Below are 22,236 nucleotides of genomic sequence, written 5' to 3'. Positions count from 1 at the left end.
CGATGAGTGCAGTGGCTCAATCGCTGACCGATCCCGCCACCCGCCGGATGGCCGACGCGCTGCGGATGCTCGCGATCGACGCGGTGGAAGCGGCGAAATCGGGGCATCCCGGCATGCCGCTCGGCATGGCCGAGATCGCGGTCGCGTTGTGGGACCGGCATCTGAAGCACAATCCGCGTAATCCGGCGTGGCCCGATCGCGACCGCTTCATCCTGTCGAACGGACACGGCTCGATGCTGCTGTACGGGTTGCTGCATCTGACCGGCTACGACCTGCCCATCGATGAATTGAAGCGCTTTCGGCAGTTGCATAGCAAAACGCCGGGGCACCCGGAGGTGGGCGTGACGCCCGGCGTCGAAACGACCACCGGGCCGCTTGGGCAAGGTCTCGCGAACGGGGTCGGCATGGCCCTCGCCGAGGCATTGCTCGCGCGCGAATTCAACCGACCCGGCCAGCGGATCGTCGATCACCGCACCTATGTGTTCGCCGGTGACGGCTGCCTGATGGAAGGCGTCTCGCACGAAGCGGCATCGCTTGCGGGCACGCTGAAACTCGACAAGCTGACGGTGCTGTACGACGACAACGGCATTTCGATCGACGGCCACGTCGCGCAGTGGTTCGCCGACGATACGCCCGCGCGCTTCGCGGCCTATGGCTGGCACGTGGTGCGCGACGTGGATGGCCACGACGTCGACGCGGTCGATCGCGCGTTGCACGCGGCGCGCGCGAGCGACCGGCCGACGCTGATCTGCTGCCGCACGGTGATCGGCCAGGGCGCGCCGTCGAAGGCCGGTACGCACGACGTGCACGGCGCGCCGCTCGGCGCGGACGAAGTCGAACGCACGCGGCGCGCGCTCGGCTGGACCTATCCGCCGTTCGTGATTCCGGACGAGGTCCGCGCGCGCTTCGACGCGAACGAGCGCGGCGCCGCCGCCGAAGCGGACTGGCGCGCGCGTTTCGATGCCTATCGCAAGCGCTATCCGGGCGAGGCGGCCGAATTCGAGCGGCGCACGCAGGGCGGGCTGCCCGCGCATTGGCACGACACGGTGCACGCGCTGCTGCGCGATGCGGATGTCGCGGGTGAGTCGGTGGCGACGCGCAAGGCTTCGCAAAAGGCGATCGCCGCGCTCGCGCGTAGCCTGCCGGAAATGCTCGGCGGCTCGGCGGATCTGACCGGCTCGAACCTGACTGATTGGCCCGGCGCGGTCGAGGTTCGTGTCGACGGCGAGAACGACGGTGACAACAAGAACAACGATAGTCACGGCCTGCGCGGCGGCAACTATCTGCACTATGGCGTGCGCGAATTCGGCATGAGCGCGGCGATGAACGGCATCGCGCTGCATCGCGGCTATCTGCCGTTCGGCGGCACCTTCCTGACGTTCTCCGACTATTCGCGCAACGCATTGCGGATGGCCGCGCTGATGAAAACGCGCGCGATCTTCGTGTTCACGCACGACTCGATCGGTCTCGGCGAAGACGGCCCGACCCACCAGGCCGTCGAACATGCGGCAAGTCTGCGGCTGATTCCGGGGCTCGACGTCTGGCGTCCGTGCGACACCGTCGAAACCGCGCGGGCATGGATCAGCGCGGTCGAGCGGGACGGCCCTTCGTGTCTGTTGCTGAGCCGGCAGAACCTGCCGTTCGTCACGCGGTCGGCCGCGCAGATCGCCGACATCGCGCGCGGCGCTTATGTGCTGCGCGACTGGGCGGCCGACTCAGCACATCAACAACCCGTGCGGATCGTGCTGATTGCGACCGGTTCCGAAGTCGCGCTCGCACTCGATGCGGTCGCGCCGCTCGCGGCCGCCGGCATCGCCGCGCGCGTGGTGTCGATGCCGTCCACCAGTGTGTTCGACCGCCAGCCGCGCGAGTGGCGCGACGCGGTGCTGCCGCCGGACGTGCGGCGCGTCGCGATCGAAGCAGGCGTGCGCGCGTTCTGGCGGCAATATGTCGGGCTCGAAGGCGGCGTGGTCGGCATCGATACGTTCGGCGAATCGGCGCCCGCCGCCGCGCTGTTCGAGTATTTCAAGCTGAACACGCAGGCGCTGGTCGACGAAGCACGCCGCGTCGCGCACGGCGGTCGCTAAGCGTCGATGCACCGCGCCAACACGATTTCATCTCCCGGAGTAAGCAAATGGCCTTCATCACGCTGCGGCAACTACTCGATCACGCGGCCGAACACGACTATGGCGTGCCCGCGTTCAACGTCAACAACATGGAGCAGATTCACGCGATCATGCGCGCGGCCGAGATCACCGGCAGCCCGGTGATCCTGCAGGCGTCGGCGGGCGCGCGCAAATACGCGGGCGAGCCGTATCTGCGGCATCTGGTGCTGGCCGCGCTCGAAGCGCATCCGGACATTCCGCTAGTGTTGCATCAGGATCACGGCGCGAGCCCGGCCGTGTGTCAGCAGGCGATCCGATCCGGCTTCACGTCGGTGATGATGGACGGCTCGCTGCTGCCCGATCAGAAAACGCCCGCCGACTACGACTACAACGTCGACGTGAGCCGCCGCGTGGTTGACGCCGCGCATGCGGTCGGCGTGTCGGTGGAAGGGGAGCTGGGTTGTCTCGGCTCGCTTGAAACCGGCACGGCCGGGGAGGAGGACGGCGTCGGCGCGGCCGGCACGTTGACGCGCGCGCATTTGCTGACCGACCCGGACGAAGCGCGCCAGTTCGTCGACGCGACCGGCGTCGATGCGCTCGCGATTGCAATCGGCACTTCGCATGGCGCGTACAAGTTCAGCCGCGAGCCGACCGGCGACATTCTCGCGATCGATCGCATCGCCGATATCCATGCGCGGATTCCGAACGTGCATCTGGTGATGCATGGCTCGTCGTCGGTGCCGCAGCAATGGCTCGCGGTGATTCGCGAATACGGCGGCGAGATTCCGGCCACCTACGGCGTGCCGGTCGAAGAGATCCGCCGCGGCATCGCGCACGGCGTGCGCAAGGTCAATATCGACACCGACATCCGGCTCGCGATGAGCGGCGCGATGCGCAAGTCGCTCGCGAGCGCGCGCGCCGAATTCGATCCGCGCGCCGCGTTGAAGGCGGCCACGGCGGCGGCCAGCGCGATCTGTGTCGAGCGCTTCGAGGCGTTCGGTTGCGCGGGCCAGGCGGACCGCATCAAGCCGCTGCCGCTCGAAACGATGGCGAGCCGCTATCACTGAGGCGCTTGCGCCTGTCACTCGGCGGCTCATTCACCTGCTCATTTACCAGTTTATTCACCTACACCCGCATTCGTATTTGCACCTGCACGGAGGACGCGATGCGCGAATTCCTGATTGCTCCGTCGCTGTTGTCGGCGGACTTTGCCCGCCTCGCCGACGAGATTCGCGACGTGACGGCGGCCGGCGCGGACTGGCTCCATCTCGACGTGATGGACAACCACTATGTGCCGAACCTGACGGTCGGGCCGCTGGTGTGCTCGGCGATCCGGCCGTATGCGTCGATACCGTTCGACGTGCATCTGATGACCACGCCAGTCGATCCGCTCGTCGCGATGTTTGCCGACGCGGGCGCGAACCTGATCAGTTTTCATCCGGAGGCATCGTTGCATGTGCATCGGACCATCGAACTGATCCATTCGCACGGCGCACGCGCGGGCCTCGCGCTGAATCCGGCGACGCCGCTCGCGGTGCTCGATCACGTGATGGAGATGCTCGACGTCGTGCTGGTGATGTCGGTCAATCCGGGCTTTGGCGGCCAGGCGTTCATCGCGGAAACGCTCGACAAGCTGCGGCTCTTGCGTGAACGGGTCGATACGACGATGCAGCGCACCGGGCGGCCGCTGCTGATCGAAGTGGACGGCGGCGTGAAGGCGTCGAATATCGCGCGCATCGCGGCGGCGGGCGCCGATGTGTTCGTCGCCGGCTCGGCGGTGTTCGGCGCGAGCGATCGCGCGCAGGCGATTCGCGCGATGCGCGACGAACTGGCAGGCGTGGAAGAGCAGGCGAGCGTCGCGGCGCTGGAGTGATCACGCGCGCAAGCTTTTTGCGCCGACGTCAGCGCTTTTTCATCGTCTCACCCGGCGCGCGCCACGCGAGCAGATCTTCCTCGGGCCGGTCCACCGCGCAACCCCAGTCGAGCGGCTGGTCCTGATCGAAGCGCTTGCCGAGCCGCCATGCGATCTCCGCGCGCGCGAGTTGCACGCCCATATAGAACGCGTGGCCGCAGTCGCTTTCCAGATTCAACTGCGGATACAGCGCGAATGGATCGTCACCGCGCCGATGGCCGTCGCGGTTGTACACATGGATGCCGTCGGCGCTGACCTGTACGCGGAAATTCGGATCGCGCACGCCACGCGCGAGTTCGTCGATTTCGTCGGCGCTATAGGGGAACGGCCGCTTGGCGTGGACCTGCGCGAGGTCGCCGCTGATGCCTTTGGGCAGCACCTGCGCATCGCGCGCCGCATGCATCACGCGGCGCGCGATGTCGGCTTCGCGCAGCGCACGTCGCGCATGCAGACTCACCGACGTGGTGAGCACCGCGCCAATGCGCAACTCGGCCGCCATGCCGAGCAGTACCGCGTTGATGCCGCTGGTGTCGGCCTCGGTCAACTCGGTCACATTGCCGATCCCCATCATGATCGCTATGTCCGGATAGCGCTCGCGCAGCCGCACATAGCGCGCGATCGATGCAGCCAGCCCGAACGGAATCGGATCGAGAATCGGATCGGCGAGAAACGCGCGGCCGCGTGCGGACAACGCATCGATCGCGGCATCGAGCGACGCCATATCGGCGGGTTCGCGCGCGACGAGGATCGGCGTCGACGGCACCTCGTCGGCGATCCACAACGTGTCGAGGTTCAGGCTCATCAGATAGTCGGCGCCCGCGCGGCCGCCGCGCAGCAGTTCGTCGCTACGCATTGAATCGACGCTGACGCGATAGCCTTCGCTTTTCAGCAGTCGCACCGCGTCTTCGAGATGCGGAAACGGCGTGTCCGGCAGACAGCCGATGTCGATCACGTCCGCGCCTTGCGCCTGGTATTCGCGTGCTCGCGCGGCGATGCCGTCAAGATCGTGGCGCGGCGCGTCCACGATCTCCGCGAAAATCTCGGTGTCGTAGCGGCTCAGATCGAACGGCTTCGCCTTGCGGCCGAAAAACTGCGGCAAGTCCTTCACTTCTTCGGGACCGCGCTCGAACGGCACGCCATAGTGCGCGCTCAACGCATCCAGATCGCCACGGCAGCGCCCCGGCACGATCACGCGCTGAGCATTGAGCGGCGCGGATAGTCGGCGTTGAATCAGATCGGCGGTCATCAATGCGGCGACCTGTACGCCGATTTCGCGGACCTCCCAACTGAACGGCGCCGGCGCCATGCCGTCGAGCACGCGCCGCAGGCTCGGCTCGGCGAGCCGGCCGGTCAGGAAGAGGAGGTGGTCCATGCGAGATCGAGAGTCGCGAGACGTTGATCGAGCGCTGCCTTCAGTTCGTCGAGCGAGCGCACGAGCGTCGTGTATTCGAAGCGCGCGAGGCGCTCGACGTTATCGAGTTCGATCGCGCGCGGCCGCAGTTCGACCCATTCGTCCGGGCTATGCGTGACGACGCTCGGTTCGGTATCGCATGCAAAGACGATGCCGGGGATGCATTGCTTGCCGGCCTGTGCGTACATGTTGGTCGGCAGCGTATCGGAGATGCCATACGCGCATTTGGCGACGGTGTTGCTGGTCGCGGGCGCGATGACGACCGTGTGATAGACGCCGTGATACAGCATGCCGACCGGCACGCCGCTCGCGCTGTTGTCGCGCAGCACGCGAAACTGCTCGCGCAGTTTATCGAGCGGCCAGCCATAGAGCGGCAGTACTTCCTCGGCCGCGGACGATAGAAACAGGTCCACGCGCGGCAGCCGCCGCGCGAGCGCAATCGATTCTTCGAGCAGATGACCGGAGCCGGTCACGCACCACGCGAAGCGTGCGTCCGCCTTGAAGTCGGCGAGATCGCGCGCGGGCACAGGGGCCGATGCGGGTGGGGGCTCGCCGGCGGACTCGTCTGCGGGCGTCGAGGTCATGCGTCGGGATCGAACGGCATGCCGTCGGGCGGCGAGCCCTCGTGCGACAGCCGGATATGCAGCCGGCGCATCTTCCGGTACAGCGTGTTGCGGCTGATGCCGAGCGCCTTCGCGACGTTGCTGACGTTCCAGCGATGCTCGTCGAGCAGCGACAGCACGGTTTCGCGCTCGTTCAACTGGATCGCGTTGAGCGCGGAGATATCGGCGTCGTCGGCAAGATGCGCGTCCATGTCGGCGCTGGCGAGCCGCAACGCGGTGGGGATATCGAGCGCCGACATCCGTTGCGTGACCTCGGGCGGCAGGTGCTCGCAACTGATCGGTTGACCGTCGGACAGCGCGATCGCCATCTGCAGCACATGGCGCAGTTGCCGGATATTGCCCGGCCACGCGTACGTCAGCAGCGCGTGCTCGGCTTCCCGGGTCAGCTCGGGCGGATCATCGGTTTCGTTGGCGAGCAGATGATGGATCAGCGGCAGTTTGTCGACCCGCTCGCGCAGCGCCGGCAGATTCAGCTCGACACCTTTGAGGCGGTAATACAGATCCTCGCGGAATTGCCCGCTCTGCACGAGTTCGAGCAGATTGCGGTGGCTCGCGCTGATCAACTGGAAGTTGACCTTGACCGTGGTTTCGGCGCCGAGCGGCGTGACCTCGTGCTCCTCGATCACGCGCAGCAGACGCGCCTGCAACACCAGCGGCATGTCGCCGATTTCGTCGAGAAACAGCGTGCCGCCGTTGGCCTGCACGATCTTGCCGCGCCGGCCTTCGCGTTGCGCGCCGGTGAATGCGCCGGCGCGATAGCCGAACAGTTCGCTCTCGATCAGATTCTCCGGCAGCGATGCGCAGTTGACCGGCACGAATGGCCCGTCCGCATGCGGGCTGATGCTGTGCAGCGCCTGCGCGAACACTTCCTTGCCGGTGCCGGTCTGGCCGCGCAGCACGATCGGAATCTTGCGTTGAATCACGCGCGCGGCGAGCTGGATCTGCGAGGCCATGCGCGGATCGCCGAACTCCAGGTGAGCGATCTCGTCGAGTTTCGGTGCAGATGTGTGCGTGTGCCTGTCGGCCGCGCTGCCGTTGCTGCTACCGCTGCTGCTCGCGGCGCTGGTGCTGCCGGTGTTGCGCGTCGCGTATTCGGGCACCAGCACGCGCGCGACGCGGCCAGCGCTGTTCTGCGGTGTCTGCGCGACGAGGAAAAAGCGGTTCGTCGCGTTCGCGCTATAGACGGTGACCGGATGGAACGAGCCGCGGATACTGCGCGCGATCATGTCTTCGAGCGACGCGTTGAAGGCCTCTTCGATACGCCGTCCGCGCAATTCGCTGAGCGAGCGGAAGCCGAGCTGGAACAGCGCGCTGCGATTCGCGGCGAGCACGGTGCTGTCGTCCGCGACCGCGAGCTTGCCGCCGTGCAACGTGCCGACGAATTCCGGGCGGCTGTGGAAGTGGATCATGTTCGCGTGCCGGTAGCGCGCGTCGAGCAGACGGTTTTCGATCATCTGCCGCGACATGCCGACCAGTACCAGCGAGTGCTGTTGCAGCAGCTTCGAGCGGCTGGTCACGTCGAGCACGCCGGCGATCTCGCCGCTGTCGTCGAAAATCGGCGCGGCCGAGCAGGTGAGCGACGTATAGCGCGGATAGAAATGTTCGTGCTGGCACACCGCGATGCAATCGCGCTCGGCGAGGCAGGTGCCCATGCCGTTGGTGCCGGCTTCGCGTTCGCTCCACAGCGCGCCGACGCGGAAGCCGTCGCCGGCGACCGCCTCGGCGAATGGCACCGACGACACCTGATGCACGATCACGCCGCCCGAGTCGACCAGCACGACCGCCAGTTCGGGGTCGGCCAGTTGCTGGTAGAGCGTGGTCATTTCGAGCTTCGAACAGGCGATCAGATCGCCGAGCGCTTCACGGCGCGCGCTGAGTTCGTACTCGGTAAGAACAGGTGGTGGGACGAAACGGGCGGGGTCTAGCTGGAATTCGTTGATGCAGCGTGCCCATGACTGGGCCACGGATTCGCTGGTGGGCCGTGTGGTCAACTGATGGTTGACCACGTTCAGCACCTCTCGGACATGCGTGCTGCTGTCAGCGAGCAATGACATGGGGGATGTCTCCGTTGCGTCATTTCGGGCGCGCCCTACGCATTTGCACCGCGAATGCCGCTTTATCAAGCCGATATGCCCTTGGTGCCGCGGAATCGTGTGTCCGCTTGCGCCCTCGCGACCAACCGTCTCTCAGGTGGTGATTTAAAACTCTACGCCCGATACCGCTTTGGTACAACCGGGACTCATACGGTGTTGTTGCAGTGTGCCCGAAATTTGCTTTTCTGCCTGTACGACGCCGGCGTTATATCGCGCGCTATATGCCTGTTGCAGCTTCGGCACACAGTGTGCCGCGCGCCGTCGCATCGTTGCTGACACGCTGTTCAACCGCTGTTCAACCTTTGGGCCGCACCGCGGCGGAGTACACCATGGATCGTATCGATGCCGTTCGCCTTGCCGCTTTTTCCCGCTTCGGCGCCGAGACCAGCACGGTGCCCGAGCGCATGGATATCGTGTTCATCGAAAACTTCATAGGTCAGACGGTTATCGGAATCGACAGCAGCGAGCTGCATGTGCCGCAACCGGTGCGCGTCGATCTGGCGATCGGCGTGCCGGCGATCCGCGCATGCACGACGGATCGCATCGAAGATACGGTCAACTACGCAGCCGTGCGCCAGGCATTGCTCGCGCTATTCGAATCGCATCACGTGCGGCTGCTCGAAGCATTGGCTGAGACCATCGCGCGCCTGTTGATCAACGACTTCGGCGCGCACTGGGTACGCGTTTGCCTCGCCAAGCCGGCGAAATTCGATGACGTCGCGGCCGTCGGCGTGCAGATCGAACGGCGTCGCGGTGATCTGCCGGCGCAAGCGGCGGGGGTTACCTCGGGTGCTGCTTCGGGTGTGGCGTGCTACGCGTCGCTCGGCGAGGGGCTGGTGCCGAACTGAGCGGGCCTCATTTCGCCGCGGTCGTGTTCTGCGGCCCCAGTCCGCAGGCCCGATACGCGTTCGTCTGCAGCGTGCGGAATTTCTTCGTCTGGTCCTTCGCGCGATCGACGCGGAATTCCGCGCCGCCTTCGCCGCCGAGCGTCGCGTACTTCGCGAAGGTCATCTGGTTCACGTATTCGTCGTACGGCAATACCGCGGCCATCTTGTCGATCACGCACGAGCATTTGTAGACGTTGGCGAAATCGTGGCCGTTGTCGTCCATGCAACCGAGCACGTACTCGACGCGGCCTTGGGTCGGATAGTTGTAGCCGCCCGCTGGAGCTGCGGACGTGGGCGCATCGCCGTCCGCCCAGACGGGCGGGGCGGCCAGCGCGGCAGCGGTAACAGCGAACGAAATAGCGAGAAGCGCGCGACGTGCTGGAGTCCGTGTTGGAGTCATGTCATGCCTCTAGGAGAGCATTGAGCAAGGCCATCGGGCCTGCTTCACTAACCGGTGCGCCATCCCGCGCGCGGCGATCGCGCGAGATCCAGCGCGAGGAGACCGGGCCGGGCCACGGCGCCGCGTCTCCTCTTCCCCCGTGTGCATCGGGCGCTCAGTTCGGCGCGAACGGATGCGCGACGCTGCCTTTCTTCGATACCACTTCGGCGGCGCTCGGCTCGCCGTTGACCGCGCGTTTGATCGCCTCGCGCGTCGCCTGGTAGTTGAACTCCTGGATCTTCTTGTCGTCGTCCGCCTGCCAGTGAATGAAGACACCGACGCACACGAACAGATCGTCGGCCTCGTCTTTCGGGATGGTGCCGTCCTCGACGCTGTCGGCAACCGCTAGCGCCACCGCGTGCTGAGCGGGGCCGAACATCTGCACTGCCTGCTTCGCACCCTTGATCGTCACCTTGTTGAACAGGATCGTGTTCGGCTTGGTAAGGAGATTGGGCGCGACGACGGCGAGTAGCGAAGTAAAGCCGTCCTTGTTGTTGGTGAGCGCGTTGCAGAACGCGGTTTCCGCAGCCGAACCTCGCGGTCCGATCAGCAAGTCGATATGCGCGACCTCGTTGCCGTCACCGACGAGCGACTCCCCGATCATGACGCGGTTGATCTTGGCCATTCTGTTCCTCCAATGAGTAGGTATGGACCTGCTGACGACACGCCGCCTGTAATCGTCCGGATGCTGCGTCGCACCGCGGCGCCGGATGCACGGGCGGTACTAACTAACAGGTTCCGTGCCAGTTTTGATCGGGAATACATACGGGCGCGCCGCGTGGGTGCGGTGCATGCCGTGGTGCTCAGCTCGCGGCGGGCTCAGGCGCGCGGCCAGCTTCGATACAGCGCGCGACGAAGAGCGTGGCTACCGCCAGGTCCGCGCTGGTGCCGGGATTGATCGCGCGCGCTTTCAGTTGGGCATCCCAGGCGTCGAGTTGCGGATCGGCGGTGGTGCGGTGGGATTGCGGCGACAGGGCTGCTGTTTGCCGCCAGCGCGCCTGCTGCTCGCGTGCCGCAAGCGTGACACTCTGCGCCAGCTCAAGGCCGTGCTTGCGCACAATGTGAGAGTCCGGCCAGCCGCCGAGGAACGCGAGAAAGACGTTGAGCATTGCGACTTCGAGGGCATCTGCTGGGGCTTCGGCGGGGGCTTCGCGGTACGCGGCGAGGCCGGTGTCGAACAGGTCCGCGAAGCCGTTTGCGTATTGCCGGGCGATGCTGTCGCGCTCGCTGGCGAGACGCATCGCGTCGCGCAGGCCGATGGTCGGCGGCGCGTGGATCGACTGCTCGGGCGCGTCGCCGAGTCCGCCCGGGTTGGCGAGTGCAATCGCGCGGTATGCGAGGTGGGCGTCGTCGATATCGAGTTTTGTCAGCACGCGTGATACTGCTGCGCGCCAGGTTTGAGTGGATAGGGTGGGCTTGTGGTTTTCGCTGGTTTCGCTGGCTTCGCTCGGGGCGCTGGAGTTGCCGCGGTCGTCGAGTTGGTCGAGCGCCGCCGCGAGCGGGGCGACGAGCAGCACGATGCCGAGATTCGTGTTGCAGCCGGCTACCGCGCGCGTGCGGGTGACCGCGTCGAGAATGCGCTGGCCGACGCGCGCACCGGGTGTGAACAGCGCGTCGAGCGACGCATGCGCGCTGGCGACGAACTGGTCGGCGCTCATGCCGTGACCGGGGCTCTGCGTGCTGACGTTGCCGGGTTTCGGCGTCGCGACATCGAGCGCGCAGGCTTCGAGGAAGGCCGCGCGAGCGCGTTCGAGCAACGGGGTGAGGGAGGTGGGTGGGCCGGTCATGGATGGTGTTCAGGCGCGCCGCTCATGCCCTCAACTCCGGCAACCCGTCCGCTACCGCCGCTTCCCCAGCCTGCCCGCTCGCGATCCGATGCACAGCGAGCTTCCGATCGAGCAGATCGTCGACTAGCACCGTCGCGATGTCGAACGGCGTCACCGACTGCAAGCCGCGCCACGCGGCCACGCCGTTCACTTCGAGCACCAGCGGCGCGGCGCCGCCGCCATCGAGCGCGTCGCCACCGTCAGCGCCGCAGGCATCCGGAATCAGATCCACACCCGCATAGTCGAGCCCAAGCGCCGCGGCCGCTTGCACCGCTGTCTGCGCAAGCCGCGTCGACAACTCGGCCGGCTCGCAGCGCGCGCCTTGCGCAAAGTTATGAATCCAGCCCTTACCGCCGACGCGCCGCATCGCCGCGACCGCGCGGCCGCCGATCACCAGCACGCGCCAGTCGAAACCGGGCCGGCCGCTAGCGACATAGCGCTGCAAATAAGCGACCTGCTGATAACGCGCGAGCGACGGCAACGGCGCCAGCGACCCGCCGCGCGCGCCGAGCCGCCTGAGCCCTTGACCCTGCGAGCCGAACAGCGGCTTCAGCACGACCTGCCGCCCGGCGGCCGCCTCGCGGATCAGCACGCGCTGCGCGAACGCCGCGGATTCGCCGGCCCACGTGGCCGGTGTCGGCACGCCCGCGCGATGCAGCAGAAAGCTCGTCATCGATTTGTCGACGCTGCGCTCGATCGCGCGCGCATCGTTATAGACCGGCACGCCCGATTCGCGCAGCGCATGCAGGATGCCGAGCCGCAGCGTCACCTGCTCGAAGCTGCCGCCCGCGATACCGCGCACGAACACCGCGTCCGGCAGCGTATGACCGAAGCCGGGAATCGCGAGTCCGTGCGGCTGCCAGGTGGTGTCGATGCGGCAGTTCGCGAGATCGACGCAGCGCGCATCGGCGCCGCGCGCGCGCAATGCTTTCTTCAGCCGGCCAGTGTGCCAGCCGGTCTCGTCGGTCATGATCGCGACGCGCAGGCTGCTGTGCGTGAGTGTCATGCGGTTACGGACTTGCCGCCCCACTGGTCCTGCAGCAGGCGGCCATCGAGCCGGCCGCCATGATAGGTCGCGCCGCTTTCGAGGCTGCTGACCCACACTTCGGCCGGCGCGAACAGCGCCGCATCGATCTGATAGAAGTCGAAATTGAACGACGTGAAAATGTCCGCGAACGGCCGGCCGTAATCGCGCGATGTCGCGGCGGGCAGCTCGTCGGCGAGCCGTCGCGCGACCTCGTCGTGCCGCACGGTCAGATGCACGCGGCCGCCGTACAGGATCGCGTCGTTGGTGCGGCCCATCGCCTGAATGCCGTCGGGAGCGGGCGGCGGCAACGGCGCCGAACCCGCGCCTTCGACCACTTCATCGAGCGGCACGCCGAGCACATGCACCTTGTGCAATGCAACTTCGACGACGCGCGCGACCACCTGTACCGTTCCCGCGACAGACTGTGTCGGCGTGACGATCAGCGTCAGTTGATCGGGCGCGAGGCCGCAATCGTGCAGCACCTTGTCGATGATCACCTGCGGCGGCAGCCGGTCCACTTCGAGCACCAGCGCGCCGCGCTCGTGGCGATCGCGGTAGCCGAGTTCCGCGAACAGCGGCTCCTTGACGGCCAATGCGCGCGCGGGGCCGGAGCCGAGCGAGAAGAACTTCTTGCCGCCGGTCTGCTCCTTGGTCGCCGCGAGGCTCCAGCCCGCGTACTGGCTGCCGAGGCAGGCCAGCACCGGCGACGACGTGCTGACTTCGATCATCGTTGGCCACAGCGGCGCGGCGTCGAAGTTCGCGCGTACCGCGACGCGCCCGAGTCCGCCCATGCAGATCCGCGCGATCAGCACGCCGGCTTCGATGCCGCCGCGCGCGTCGACGCCGGCATCGGCGATCACGGTGCCGCTGTCGGTGCGCGTGATCGCGACGCCGAGGCGCGCGGCATTGTCGACGAGGCGGGCGACCAGCCGCTCGCTCAGCGCATTGACGCTGGGCGCGTCGGCCGGCAGCCCGGCGGGTTCAGAAATGGGATTGGATGAAGGCATAGTCGGGTTCATCGCAGGTTTCGATTCGGAGGGCGACGCGCGTGTGCGCGTCATCGAGCGCGCACCGCACCGCGCTCGCCGATGCCGCGCGCACGAGCAGCGTACACACCGGTTGCCCGGCTTCGATCGCGGTGCCGGGCATCGGCACGTCGCGGCATTGCGGATCGTTCGCGCACAGGTCGGAAAATGCCAGCGATACGGTGAACGGCGTCGGCGCGAACAGCACCTGCTGGCCCGCGCACCAGCGCGGCTCACGCGCGAGCGCGAGACTCGCGCTCGACGGCGCGCGGCCGAAACGGCACGCATCGAGATGGCAGGCGAGCAGCCCGCGCGGCCACGCATCGGGCGACGCGGTTTCGTACAGCGCCATCGTCGATGAAGGCCGCGCGTTGATTTCGAGCCACTGGAACTCGGCGCCGTCGAACAGAAAATCGCAGCTATTGATGCCGACCAGACCGGTGCGTTCGCACAGTGCGTCGAGCGCGGCCTGAATGCGCACAACCACCGCCGGCGGCATCGCGATCGGGCCGATCGAGCCGGCATGCACATAGTTCAGCGTGCCGATCTGGCAGCTCAACTGCTCGGCGAAGCCGATCAGATAAGCGCGGCCGCGCGCGCCGATAAAGAGCGCCGACATCGACTGGCCGCCGCCGATGTGCTGGAAATAGCCGCGCGCGGGCAGCGGCGCCGCGTCGACTTGTGCCGCGGGCCGGATATGCGTGCCGCCGCAACCGTCCGCATCTTTGAAGAGCCAATCGTCGGCCGGCGTGGGCCGTTCGAACGACACGGAGGGATGCGCAATGCCCAACGCATCGAGCAGCGCGAAGAAGCGCCGCGGCTCGCGGACCGCTTCGAGCGTGTCGGCCGCGTTGCCGAGCAGGCGCGGCAGACCGGGTTCGCGGCACAGCCGTGCCATTAGCGGTTCGAGCCCGCTGCCGCCGATCCAGCCGAGCAGGTCCGGCAGGCGCGCAAGCCGCGTCAGCGCATCGACGAGCCGCACGCGATCGACCGCCAGCGCGCCGCAGCCGATGTCGAACCACAGCTCGGCGGCGTCGCGCGTGTCGCGGTCGCCGAAGAGATCGAGCGCGGCGACGCGCAGCCCCGCGCGCACCGCCGATTGCGCGACGAGCCGCGCGGACACGCCGGCCACCGCGACGAACGGCGCATGAGCATGCGTGTGCTGCGCATGCTGCGCGTGCGTGTGTGCGTGCGGAGGCGGCCGCTGCGGCTTCACGGCGGCCGCCTCAGCCGAGCCCGGCCGCGACCGCGCGGGCCTCGTCGAACGCCTGCGGGAAGCCGAGGTAGACCGGCTTGCCGCCGGTGCGCATCTGCATGAACAGCCGATGCTCGACCTGATACTTGACATTGCCGATCGCCAGCGCGCCGATGCCGATCGCGCCCGCGTTCGGCACGCCGTCGATCGGCTTGCCGTCGTTCATCACGTTGACGCCCGCGATGCCTTCGGGCGGCACCGCGTTGACGTCCGCCGCGACCAGCAGACGCCTGGCGTGCGCGAGATCGTCTCGGCCGATCACCTGCGTACCGGCGACGGCGGTGGCCAGCACGATCTCGGTATCGGCCAGCGCGCCGCGCAATTCGTCGGCGTTCGTGGTGCCGATGCCGTTGATGACGATGCCGAAGCGCTGGTTCAGTTCGGCCGCCACGGAAAGCGCGCGCGCGCCGTTGCTATGGCTCGCGATCGTCACGTCGGCGCCGCGCGACGCGGCGATCGCCGCCGCGATGCGGCCGACCGCGCCGGTGCCGCCGAGTATCAGCACGCGCTTGCCGCCCAGCTCGACGCCGTGCTGTTTGCCCAGATGCCGCTCGACCAGCGCGACCAGCGCGGCCGCGGTCGTATACGAACCGCTCGGGTCGGCGAACACCGATACCTCGAACGGCGGCACCATCGCGCGGCGCGCGATGTCGAGCATGTCGGCGGCCTGCATCACGTCGCGTCCGCCGATAAAGATGCCGGTGCGCGACACGCCCTTGGGTCCGCGCGAAAAGATCGCGTCCTGCGTCAGGTTCGCGACCATGCCGGCGTCGACGCCGCAGTACGGCACGATGACCTGGTAGCCCGCGTCGGCGGCCATGTTGACGTCGAACGGGCTCATCTGCGGCGTGGCCGTGAACATGTGCAGGATGTAGGGCCTTTCAATGGTTTCTGACATGGCGGGGGCTCGTTTCGGTGGCTTCGGGCTTCGGGAGCAGGCTTCGGGTCGGTTCAGCAGGCTTCTGGGGCTTCAGGCGCTTCAGGGCCACGCGGGAGGACGCCGCGCCGCGAGGCAGCGCATCACGGCGCCGCGCCGGCACGGTTCACGATGCGGATGCGGCGCGCGCTGCCGGCTGCGGCCGGGCAGGGACCGGACGGTGGCGCGTGGCGGAGGCCGGGAGCAGAGGCTGTGCATCATGCGGCGTCGATATGCGGCGCGTGCGCGTGGGCGTCGCGAATCTCCGCGCCGCTATTGCGGCCCGCCACGATGCTGCATTCGATATGCGGCATCGCGCGTGCCGCCGCGCGCGCGGTCGCGAGCGCGCTGTCGGCCTCGCGCGCGCTCGCGACGATCGCGAAGCCGGTCGGCCCCCACGAGGTCTGGCCGATGCCGGCGGTGCGCTCGGCGGCGACCGCGCGCAGCACGCGCTCGACGTCGGGGCTCGCGAACACGCCGCCTTGCGCGCTCGCGAAGTATTCGCCGATGGTCTGCTGCATTTCGGTGAGGCCGTGCGCGAACGGCACGAAGTTATGTTCGGCGGCGCCCGGCAGGATCTGCATCAGCACCAGATGGCACAGATGCGCGGCGAGCCGCTGCGGGAACGGCGCGAGCGACGCCAGTGCGCGGCGTTCCTCGCCGCCGTGCAAACCCTCGCGGCTGTTGTCGCTGACGAGCAGCACGCGCCACGGCTCCGGAAACGGCTGGCGCGCGAGCAACGGCGGCATGCTCCGACGCAGATCGCCGGCTGGCCCGCCGTCGAGCAGCAGGCCGCCGTGATCGAAACCGAGAATGCCGATGCCGGAGCGCGCGCCGCGCCCGAGCAGACTGGCGATTTCGGCGCTGCTGGCCGGCTCGCCGGCGAGGCGCGCGAACGCGGTGCCGATGGCCAGCGCCAGTTGCGTGCCGGAGCCGAGGCCGGTGTGAGCGCGCGGCGCATGGAGCACGTCGATGGCGAGCGTCGTGGGTCCGTAAGCGGCCTGCAGGCGCGCGACACATAGCGCGATGCGTTCGCGTTCGGCATCGTTGGCCGCGCCGTTGATTTGCTCGCGCTCGGCGATGCGTGCTTCGATCCGTGTGCTGTGTGCGTCGATCACCAGTCCGAGGCTGCCGAACGCGCGGCCCAGCGATGCGTTCGGATCGAGAAAACCCAGATGCAGGCGCGCGGGTGCGTCGATCGTGACGGCGGTGCGCGGCGGGAGGCGGCGGAGCTGAAGCGGCATCTCACGTGTCCTTAAGTGTCGTCCTTGCGGGTCCGTCGGAGTCGCTGCGTGTGGCTCGATGCGCGCCGCAATGCTCAGGACGCCGGGCGTCCGGGAATGCGGCGCGGGCCAACGCGGCAGTACGCTCGGGGGTGTTCAAGCAGAAGCCGTACCAACCGCGTGGCGCGGGGGCTGGCGAGGGGATCGGGCCGCTGGCGCCTGGCGCGGCACGCGTTGCATGCCGGGCGGCGTGCTTCGCTGTTGCGGGCGCGAATGGACGCTATGTGACGCCGGAGGTGCACTGTGTCACGCGCTGTTTCATCGCGGCACCGGCGCACGGTGTATCACGGATGGCGACGCATCGATTGCGCGTCGAGCGATTCGGCGCGCATGCGCGTAGGCGCGTAGGCGCGCGCAAGCAGAAATACCCGGCGCGGCGTCGCGAGGATTCGGCGCCGGGTGTGCGAGGCATGGAGATGCCCAGCTTCTTCGCAGTTCAGCGGCCCACTCAGCTGCCTTCTGCCGCTTTCGGCGCGTCGTACTTGATATAGCGGAAGCGCTGATCGTCGGACGGCGTGCCTTCGAGCGGCCCGTCTTCGAGACCGGGCTGCCAGTGGACCACCGATTCGATCTTCGTCGCGAGCGCGAAGTCCTTGTCGGTGATGCCTTTCGCGCTATGCGTCTTGAGCTTCACCGTGACGAACGCGTACGACACCGTCAGATCCGGGTGATGCCACGCGGCCTCCGCCAGATGGCCGACCGTGTTGACCACCATCAGCGTGCCTTTCCAGCCCTCGGTGCGGTACTTGCGCCGCAGCCAGCCGTCCTCCAGATACCAGTGCTGCAACGGACCGACGAGACGCTGCTGAACCTCGTCGTCCGTATAGACCTGCTCTGTCTTTGCCATGACTGTCGCTCCTCGGATGCGGGAATCGTCCGTCGTGCCAGGCGTTGCCGCGAGCGGCGGACCGGTGGTGCGGCGCACGATTCGCAAAGGACACGATTCGTATCACCGAAGTGACACAGTATGTGCCGCGTTCGGTGGCGCAACCAGTTCAAGGTTGCCACAGCGCGCGAGCGAACGTGCGACGCGAGAGCGGCTGTGATACGACGCGCGCGCCGCTCAAGCGGGTTCGCGCAACGGCCACGGCATTCGCCGCCACTTTCCGGCATGGAATATGCGTTGGCCCTCCATGCGCCGCGGAGCCCGACATCGAATCGGGCCAGGGCGCTGAATCGTTACCTGTACTCGAGAAGGCGCGCACGATGCGACGAGGTAGCGTGGGTCATTCGTGAGTTGAACAGCAGGACAATTCTGGAGGAGACATGAACTTACGCACTGTGGTTCTTGGGCTCGCGATCCTCGCATCGGCAGCCTTTAGCTCTCTGGCTGCGCAGGCCGATTCGCAGCTCGATGGACTGATGAAAAACCCGGCCAACTGGGCGGCCCAGGCGGGCGATTATGCGAATCACCGCTACAGCCCGCTCAAGCAGATCAACGAGAACAACGTCGGCAAGCTGCAGGTCGCATGGACGATGTCGACGGGCGTGCTGCGCGGCCACGAGGGTTCGCCTCTCGTGATCGGCGACACGATGTATATCCATTCGCCGTTTCCGAACAAGGTGATTGCGATCAACCTGAAGGATCAGACCTTCATCTGGCAGTATCAGCCGAAGCAGGACGAGCAGGTGGTCTCCGTGATGTGCTGCGATACCGTGAACCGCGGCCTCGCCTACGGTGACGGCAAGATCTTCCTGCAGCAGGCCGACACCAAGCTGGTGGCGTTGAACGCGAAAACCGGCGAAGTGGTGTGGACTGCGCAGAACGGCAATCCGAAGGCGGGTGAAACCAACACCAACGCGCCGCACGTATTCGGCGACAAGGTGCTGACCGGCATTTCGGGCGGCGAGTTCGGCGTGCGCGGGCGTCTGATCGCGTACGACATCAAGACCGGCAAGCCGGCCTGGACCGCGTACAGCACGGGCCCCGACAACGAAATGCTGCTCGACCCGCAAAAGACGATGACGTATACCGACGGCAAGATGGTGCCGGTGGGCGCGGATTCGTCGCTGAAGTCGTGGAAGGGCGATCAGTGGAAGCTCGGCGGCGGCACCACGTGGGGCTGGTATGCGTGGGATCCAAAACTGAACCTTGTCTACTACGGCACTGGCAATCCGGGCACATGGAACCCGACGCAACGTCCGGGCGACAACAAATGGTCGATGTCGATCTTCGCGCGCGACCTGAATACCGGCACCGCCAGATGGGTCTACCAGATGACGCCGCACGACGAATGGGACTATGACGGCGTCAACGAAATGATCCTGTCCGATCTGAACATCAACGGCAAGACGGTGCCGGCGATCGTTCACTTCGACCGTAACGGCTTCGGCTATACGCTCAATCGCGAAACCGGTCAGTTGCTGGTTGCGCAGAAGTACGACCCGGCGGTGAACTGGGCCGATCGCGTCGATCTGCAAAGCGGTCTGCCGATTCGCAACGCCGCGTATTCCACCCAGGCAGCCGGTTCCGATCACAACGTGAAGAACATCTGCCCGGCCGCGCTCGGCTCGAAAGACCAGCAACCGGCCGCGTTCGATCCGAACAGCAAGATGTTCCTCGTGCCGACCAACCACGTCTGTATGGACTATGAGCCGTTCGATGTCGACTACGTGTCCGGTCAGCCGTATGTGGGCGCCACGCTGTCGATGTATCCGGGTCCGAACGAGAACAACGCGATGGGCAACTTCATCGCGTGGGACGCGAGCAAAGGCAAGATCGTCTACTCGAAGCCGGAGAAGTTTTCGGTGTGGTCGGGCGTGCTCGCAACCGGCGGCGGCATCGCGTTCTACGGCACGCTCGAAGGCTACCTGAAGGCGGTTCGCATCAGCGACGGCAAGGAACTGTGGCGCTTCAAGACGCCGTCCGGGATCATCGGCAACGTCTTCACCTACGAGTATCAGGGCAAGCAGTATGTCGGCGTGTACTCGGGCATCGGCGGCTGGGCCGGCATCGGCATGGCAGCCGGTCTGGAAAAGTCGACCGAAGGTCTGGGCGCGGTCGGCGGCTATCGTGAACTGGCGAAGTACACCGCGCTGGGCGGCACGCTGTTCGTGTTCGCGATTCCGAACGAAAAGAGCTGAACGGCTCGCTGAAATGATGGCGATCTGAAGGGTCGTGGCCGGCGCGCTCGTGGTACGAGAGCGCACCGGCTTCGCCTTCAGCGCTTCGCCAGTCAGATGATTTGCCACGCGGATTCACCCCGCGGAATTACCTACCCGTGCCCGCTGGCGGATGCGTTGACGAAACGCACCGGGGCACGGCTAATTATGGAGACAATTGCATGAAAGGCCGATCAATCCTGTTGCTCGCGGCGGTGCCCGCGACGCTCGTTCTGCTGCCGGTCGTCTACGCGCAGAACAATCCCTCGATTGCGCAGGTCGCGTTCAAGGTAGTCGACGGCAACAAGGTCGACAGCAATACGCTACAGGGATGGAAAACGTGGCGCGCGCTCGCCTGCGAACGCTGCCATGGCGCGCAGCAGCAGGGGATGGTCGGACCGTCGCTGATCGATGCGTTCAAGACGCTCGACAAGACCGAGTTTCATCGCACGGTGTTCGGCGGCCGGGTTGATAAAGGCATGCCGGATTTCAGCAGCAGCCAGATGATGCAGAAGAACTGGGAAAACCTGTACGCCTATCTGAAAGGGCGTTCCGACGGACAGATCAAGCCGGGCGATCTGCACGCCATCGACGCACAATAACAAACCGGCAGGCCGTCATACCTCGGAGGCTTACGATGCGCGATAAGAGAAGCATGTCCATGCATGTCGCCGTGATCGCCGCCGCGCTGTGCTGCGCGGCGCTCGCAAGCGCGGCGGTCAGGGCGGATGGCCCGGCGCTGCCGAATAACGACGGCGCGGACGGTGTGCTCAGAGTGTGCGCGGACCCGAACAACATGCCGTTGTCGAACGACAAGGGCGAAGGTTATGAAAACCGGATCGCCGCGCAGATGGCGAGCGATTTCGGCTACAAGCTCGAATACACGTACTTCCCGCAGCGCATGGGCTTCGTGCGTCACACGTTGCGCGAGAAAGAGGAAAACACCCAGCGCTACCGGTGCGATCTGATCATCGGCGTGCCGAAGGGTTACGACATGACGTCGACGACGCAGCCGTATCTGCGCTCGACCTACGCGATGGTGTTCCCGAACCGCCCCGAGTTCGCGAGCATCCAGACGCCTGACGATCTGCTGAAACTGCCGCCGGATCAACTGCACAAACTGCGCTTCGGCATCTTCACGCAGACCCCCGCGGTGGATTGGCTGCTCGGTCACAACCTGATCGACCAGGCGGTGTCGTACCGCGTGCAAAGCGGCGACCCCGCCGAATACCCCGGCCAGATGATCGAACACGACCTGCGCGCCGGCAACGTCGACGTGGTGTTCCTGTGGGGGCCGATCGCCGGCTACTTCGCGAAGCGCGCCGGCGATTCGGTCAGGCTCGTGCCGTTCCCCGCGCAGCCCGGCATCCGCTTCGACTACACGATCTCGATGGGCGTGCGTTACGGCGAGAAGGACTGGAAGGACAAGGTGGATCAATGGATCGGCGCGAATCACGACAAGATCGACAGCATTCTCGCCACCTACGAGGTGCCGATGCTCAAGCCGGTCGACGTGCCGGCGTCGAAGGCCGGCGATTCTTCGCAATGACGCGCGCGCGCGGCTGGGTACGCGCGGCCAGCGTCGCGTTGATGTCGACGCTGATGATGTGCGTGGTCTGTGTGTCGAGCCTGACGCCCGCGCTTGCGCTGGCGGCGGGCGAGCAGGGCAGCAGCGACATCACGCCGGCCGAACGCCTGATCTTTCTGACCGATCATCTGCACGGCGTCGATGCGCAGACCGAACTCGACTACTCGGTGATCAATTCCGAGCAGCCGTCGCATAGCGCCGACGTCGTCAAGGTGCTGGTGGTGAGCCCGGACAACGCAAAAGGCGACGCTCAGGTATCGGACCATAGCGGCAACGTGAATCTGCCGATCGGCGGGCTGCAATGCAATCCGGCGATCATCTATTTTCTCGAACGCGACATCGCCGAGATGCAGGGGCTGACGGGCGGCCAACGCCGCTATTTCCAGCAGCGTTTGCGTCTCGCGCTCGCCGCCGGGCCGCAGATCGAGAACGTGCCGGGAGAAGTCGGCGGCAAGCCGGTCCACACGCGCCGCATCGTCGTGCAGCCCTATCTGAACGATCCGAATGCGGAGCGCTTTGCGCAATACATTGGCAAGCGCTACACGTTCCTGCTCGCCGACGACGTGCCCGGCCAGCTCGTGCAGATTCGCACCGACGTGCCGGGGCCGAACAACGACTTCGCGCATCCGGCGCATAGCGAATCGATGAGCTTCCAGTCGGTGGTGCGCAAGTTGTCGCCGCCGGCCAATGCGCCGGCGAAGCCGTCCGCCAACGCGCCGAGGGCCAGCCGTTGAAAGCGGGCGG

20 protein-coding genes are annotated in these 22,236 nt (G+C 66.5%); 8 read left to right on the top strand and 12 right to left on the bottom strand.

Annotation, left to right across the window (positions count from 1 at the left end):
- Positions 1 to 2 precede the first annotated feature (2 nt).
- The 3 genes from tkt (at position 3) to rpe (ending at position 3,978) form a co-directional block, all read left to right on the top strand.
- The gene (tkt, locus tag L0U82_RS28510) at positions 3 to 2,087 is read left to right on the top strand and encodes a transketolase (protein WP_233836351.1); all 2,085 of its coding nucleotides are present in this window, start codon (positions 3 to 5) and stop codon (positions 2,085 to 2,087) included.
- Positions 2,088 to 2,134: 47 nt separating this feature from the next.
- Positions 2,135 to 3,172 carry a class II fructose-bisphosphate aldolase gene (fba, locus tag L0U82_RS28505; protein ID WP_233836350.1) on the top strand — a complete coding sequence of 346 codons (1,038 nt, stop codon included), beginning with the start codon at positions 2,135 to 2,137 and terminating at the stop codon, positions 3,170 to 3,172.
- A gap of 98 nt (positions 3,173 to 3,270) precedes the next feature.
- A complete protein-coding gene (gene rpe, locus L0U82_RS28500; protein ID WP_233836348.1) occupies positions 3,271 to 3,978 on the top strand; it encodes a ribulose-phosphate 3-epimerase in 708 nt (235 codons plus the stop codon).
- 28 nt (positions 3,979 to 4,006) lie between these two features.
- Here the strand turns inward: rpe and L0U82_RS28495 are convergent, their stop codons facing one another.
- From L0U82_RS28495 to L0U82_RS28485, 3 genes are read right to left on the bottom strand one after another with little or no spacing between them, the layout of a single operon-like run.
- Entirely contained in the window at positions 4,007 to 5,389 is a 1,383-nt protein-coding gene (locus L0U82_RS28495; RefSeq protein WP_233836346.1) for a DUF6513 domain-containing protein, read from the bottom strand.
- Positions 5,368 to 6,012: a flavoprotein gene (locus tag L0U82_RS28490; protein WP_233836344.1), complete on the bottom strand. Its 645-nt coding sequence runs from the start codon at positions 6,010 to 6,012 to the stop codon at positions 5,368 to 5,370. Before L0U82_RS28490 ends, L0U82_RS28495 begins: the two co-directional genes overlap by 22 nt.
- The gene (locus tag L0U82_RS28485; RefSeq protein ID WP_233836342.1) at positions 6,009 to 8,105 is read right to left on the bottom strand and encodes a sigma-54-dependent Fis family transcriptional regulator; all 2,097 of its coding nucleotides are present in this window, start codon (positions 8,103 to 8,105) and stop codon (positions 6,009 to 6,011) included. Before L0U82_RS28485 ends, L0U82_RS28490 begins: the two co-directional genes overlap by 4 nt.
- 368 nt (positions 8,106 to 8,473) lie before the next feature.
- Here L0U82_RS28485 and L0U82_RS28480 point away from each other — a divergent pair, with 368 nt between their 5' ends.
- Positions 8,474 to 8,992 carry a dihydroneopterin aldolase gene (locus L0U82_RS28480; RefSeq protein ID WP_233836340.1) on the top strand — a complete coding sequence of 173 codons (519 nt, stop codon included), beginning with the start codon at positions 8,474 to 8,476 and terminating at the stop codon, positions 8,990 to 8,992.
- A 7-nt stretch (positions 8,993 to 8,999) separates the two neighbouring features.
- On the opposite strand, the gene L0U82_RS28475 is transcribed toward L0U82_RS28480, so the two are convergent.
- From L0U82_RS28475 to L0U82_RS28435, 9 genes are all read right to left on the bottom strand, one after another.
- Positions 9,000 to 9,431, bottom strand: coding sequence for a hypothetical protein (locus L0U82_RS28475; protein ID WP_233836338.1), 432 nt, complete (start codon positions 9,429 to 9,431; stop codon positions 9,000 to 9,002).
- Positions 9,432 to 9,585: 154 nt separating this feature from the next.
- Complete coding sequence (gene fae / locus L0U82_RS28470) at positions 9,586 to 10,095, bottom strand: formaldehyde-activating enzyme (protein ID WP_233836336.1); 510 nt, start codon at positions 10,093 to 10,095, stop codon at positions 9,586 to 9,588.
- 178 nt (positions 10,096 to 10,273) lie between these two features.
- On the bottom strand, positions 10,274 to 11,257 hold the full coding sequence (locus tag L0U82_RS28465; RefSeq protein WP_233836334.1) for a triphosphoribosyl-dephospho-CoA synthase: 984 nt from the start codon (positions 11,255 to 11,257) through the stop codon (positions 10,274 to 10,276).
- 22 nt (positions 11,258 to 11,279) lie between these two features.
- Positions 11,280 to 12,302 carry an ATP-grasp domain-containing protein gene (locus tag L0U82_RS28460; RefSeq protein WP_233836332.1) on the bottom strand — a complete coding sequence of 341 codons (1,023 nt, stop codon included), beginning with the start codon at positions 12,300 to 12,302 and terminating at the stop codon, positions 11,280 to 11,282.
- Entirely contained in the window at positions 12,299 to 13,330 is a 1,032-nt protein-coding gene (gene mch / locus L0U82_RS28455; protein WP_233836330.1) for a methenyltetrahydromethanopterin cyclohydrolase, read from the bottom strand. The genes L0U82_RS28460 and mch overlap by 4 nt, the downstream gene beginning before the upstream one ends.
- Positions 13,305 to 14,480 carry an ATP-grasp domain-containing protein gene (locus L0U82_RS28450; RefSeq protein WP_233837536.1) on the bottom strand — a complete coding sequence of 392 codons (1,176 nt, stop codon included), beginning with the start codon at positions 14,478 to 14,480 and terminating at the stop codon, positions 13,305 to 13,307. Before L0U82_RS28450 ends, mch begins: the two co-directional genes overlap by 26 nt.
- Before the next feature lie 94 nt (positions 14,481 to 14,574).
- A complete protein-coding gene (locus L0U82_RS28445) occupies positions 14,575 to 15,501 on the bottom strand; it encodes an NAD(P)-dependent methylenetetrahydromethanopterin dehydrogenase (RefSeq protein WP_233836328.1) in 927 nt (308 codons plus the stop codon).
- Positions 15,502 to 15,737: 236 nt separating this feature from the next.
- On the bottom strand, positions 15,738 to 16,763 hold the full coding sequence (locus L0U82_RS28440) for a beta-ribofuranosylaminobenzene 5'-phosphate synthase family protein (protein WP_233836326.1): 1,026 nt from the start codon (positions 16,761 to 16,763) through the stop codon (positions 15,738 to 15,740).
- 487 nt (positions 16,764 to 17,250) lie between these two features.
- Entirely contained in the window at positions 17,251 to 17,649 is a 399-nt protein-coding gene (locus tag L0U82_RS28435) for a 4a-hydroxytetrahydrobiopterin dehydratase (RefSeq protein ID WP_233836324.1), read from the bottom strand.
- A gap of 419 nt (positions 17,650 to 18,068) precedes the next feature.
- Between L0U82_RS28435 and L0U82_RS28430 the strand changes: the two genes are divergently transcribed.
- The 4 genes from L0U82_RS28430 to L0U82_RS28415 all read left to right on the top strand — a co-directional run bounded on the left by L0U82_RS28430 (position 18,069) and on the right by L0U82_RS28415 (position 22,226).
- Positions 18,069 to 19,886, top strand: coding sequence for a methanol/ethanol family PQQ-dependent dehydrogenase (locus L0U82_RS28430; protein WP_233836322.1), 1,818 nt, complete (start codon positions 18,069 to 18,071; stop codon positions 19,884 to 19,886).
- 200 nt (positions 19,887 to 20,086) lie between these two features.
- Positions 20,087 to 20,506: a c-type cytochrome gene (locus tag L0U82_RS28425; RefSeq protein ID WP_233836321.1), complete on the top strand. Its 420-nt coding sequence runs from the start codon at positions 20,087 to 20,089 to the stop codon at positions 20,504 to 20,506.
- A 53-nt stretch (positions 20,507 to 20,559) separates the two neighbouring features.
- Complete coding sequence (locus tag L0U82_RS28420; RefSeq protein ID WP_442793674.1) at positions 20,560 to 21,453, top strand: substrate-binding domain-containing protein; 894 nt, start codon at positions 20,560 to 20,562, stop codon at positions 21,451 to 21,453.
- Complete coding sequence (locus tag L0U82_RS28415; RefSeq protein WP_233836319.1) at positions 21,450 to 22,226, top strand: hypothetical protein; 777 nt, start codon at positions 21,450 to 21,452, stop codon at positions 22,224 to 22,226. Before L0U82_RS28420 ends, L0U82_RS28415 begins: the two co-directional genes overlap by 4 nt.
- Positions 22,227 to 22,236 lie beyond the last annotated feature (10 nt).

Origin of the sequence: Paraburkholderia sp. ZP32-5 (assembly GCF_021390495.1) — a bacterium.
GTDB lineage: Bacteria > Pseudomonadota > Gammaproteobacteria > Burkholderiales > Burkholderiaceae > Paraburkholderia.
Note: the sequence above shows the minus strand (reverse complement) of the source record. Positions and strands in the feature narration are given on the sequence as shown.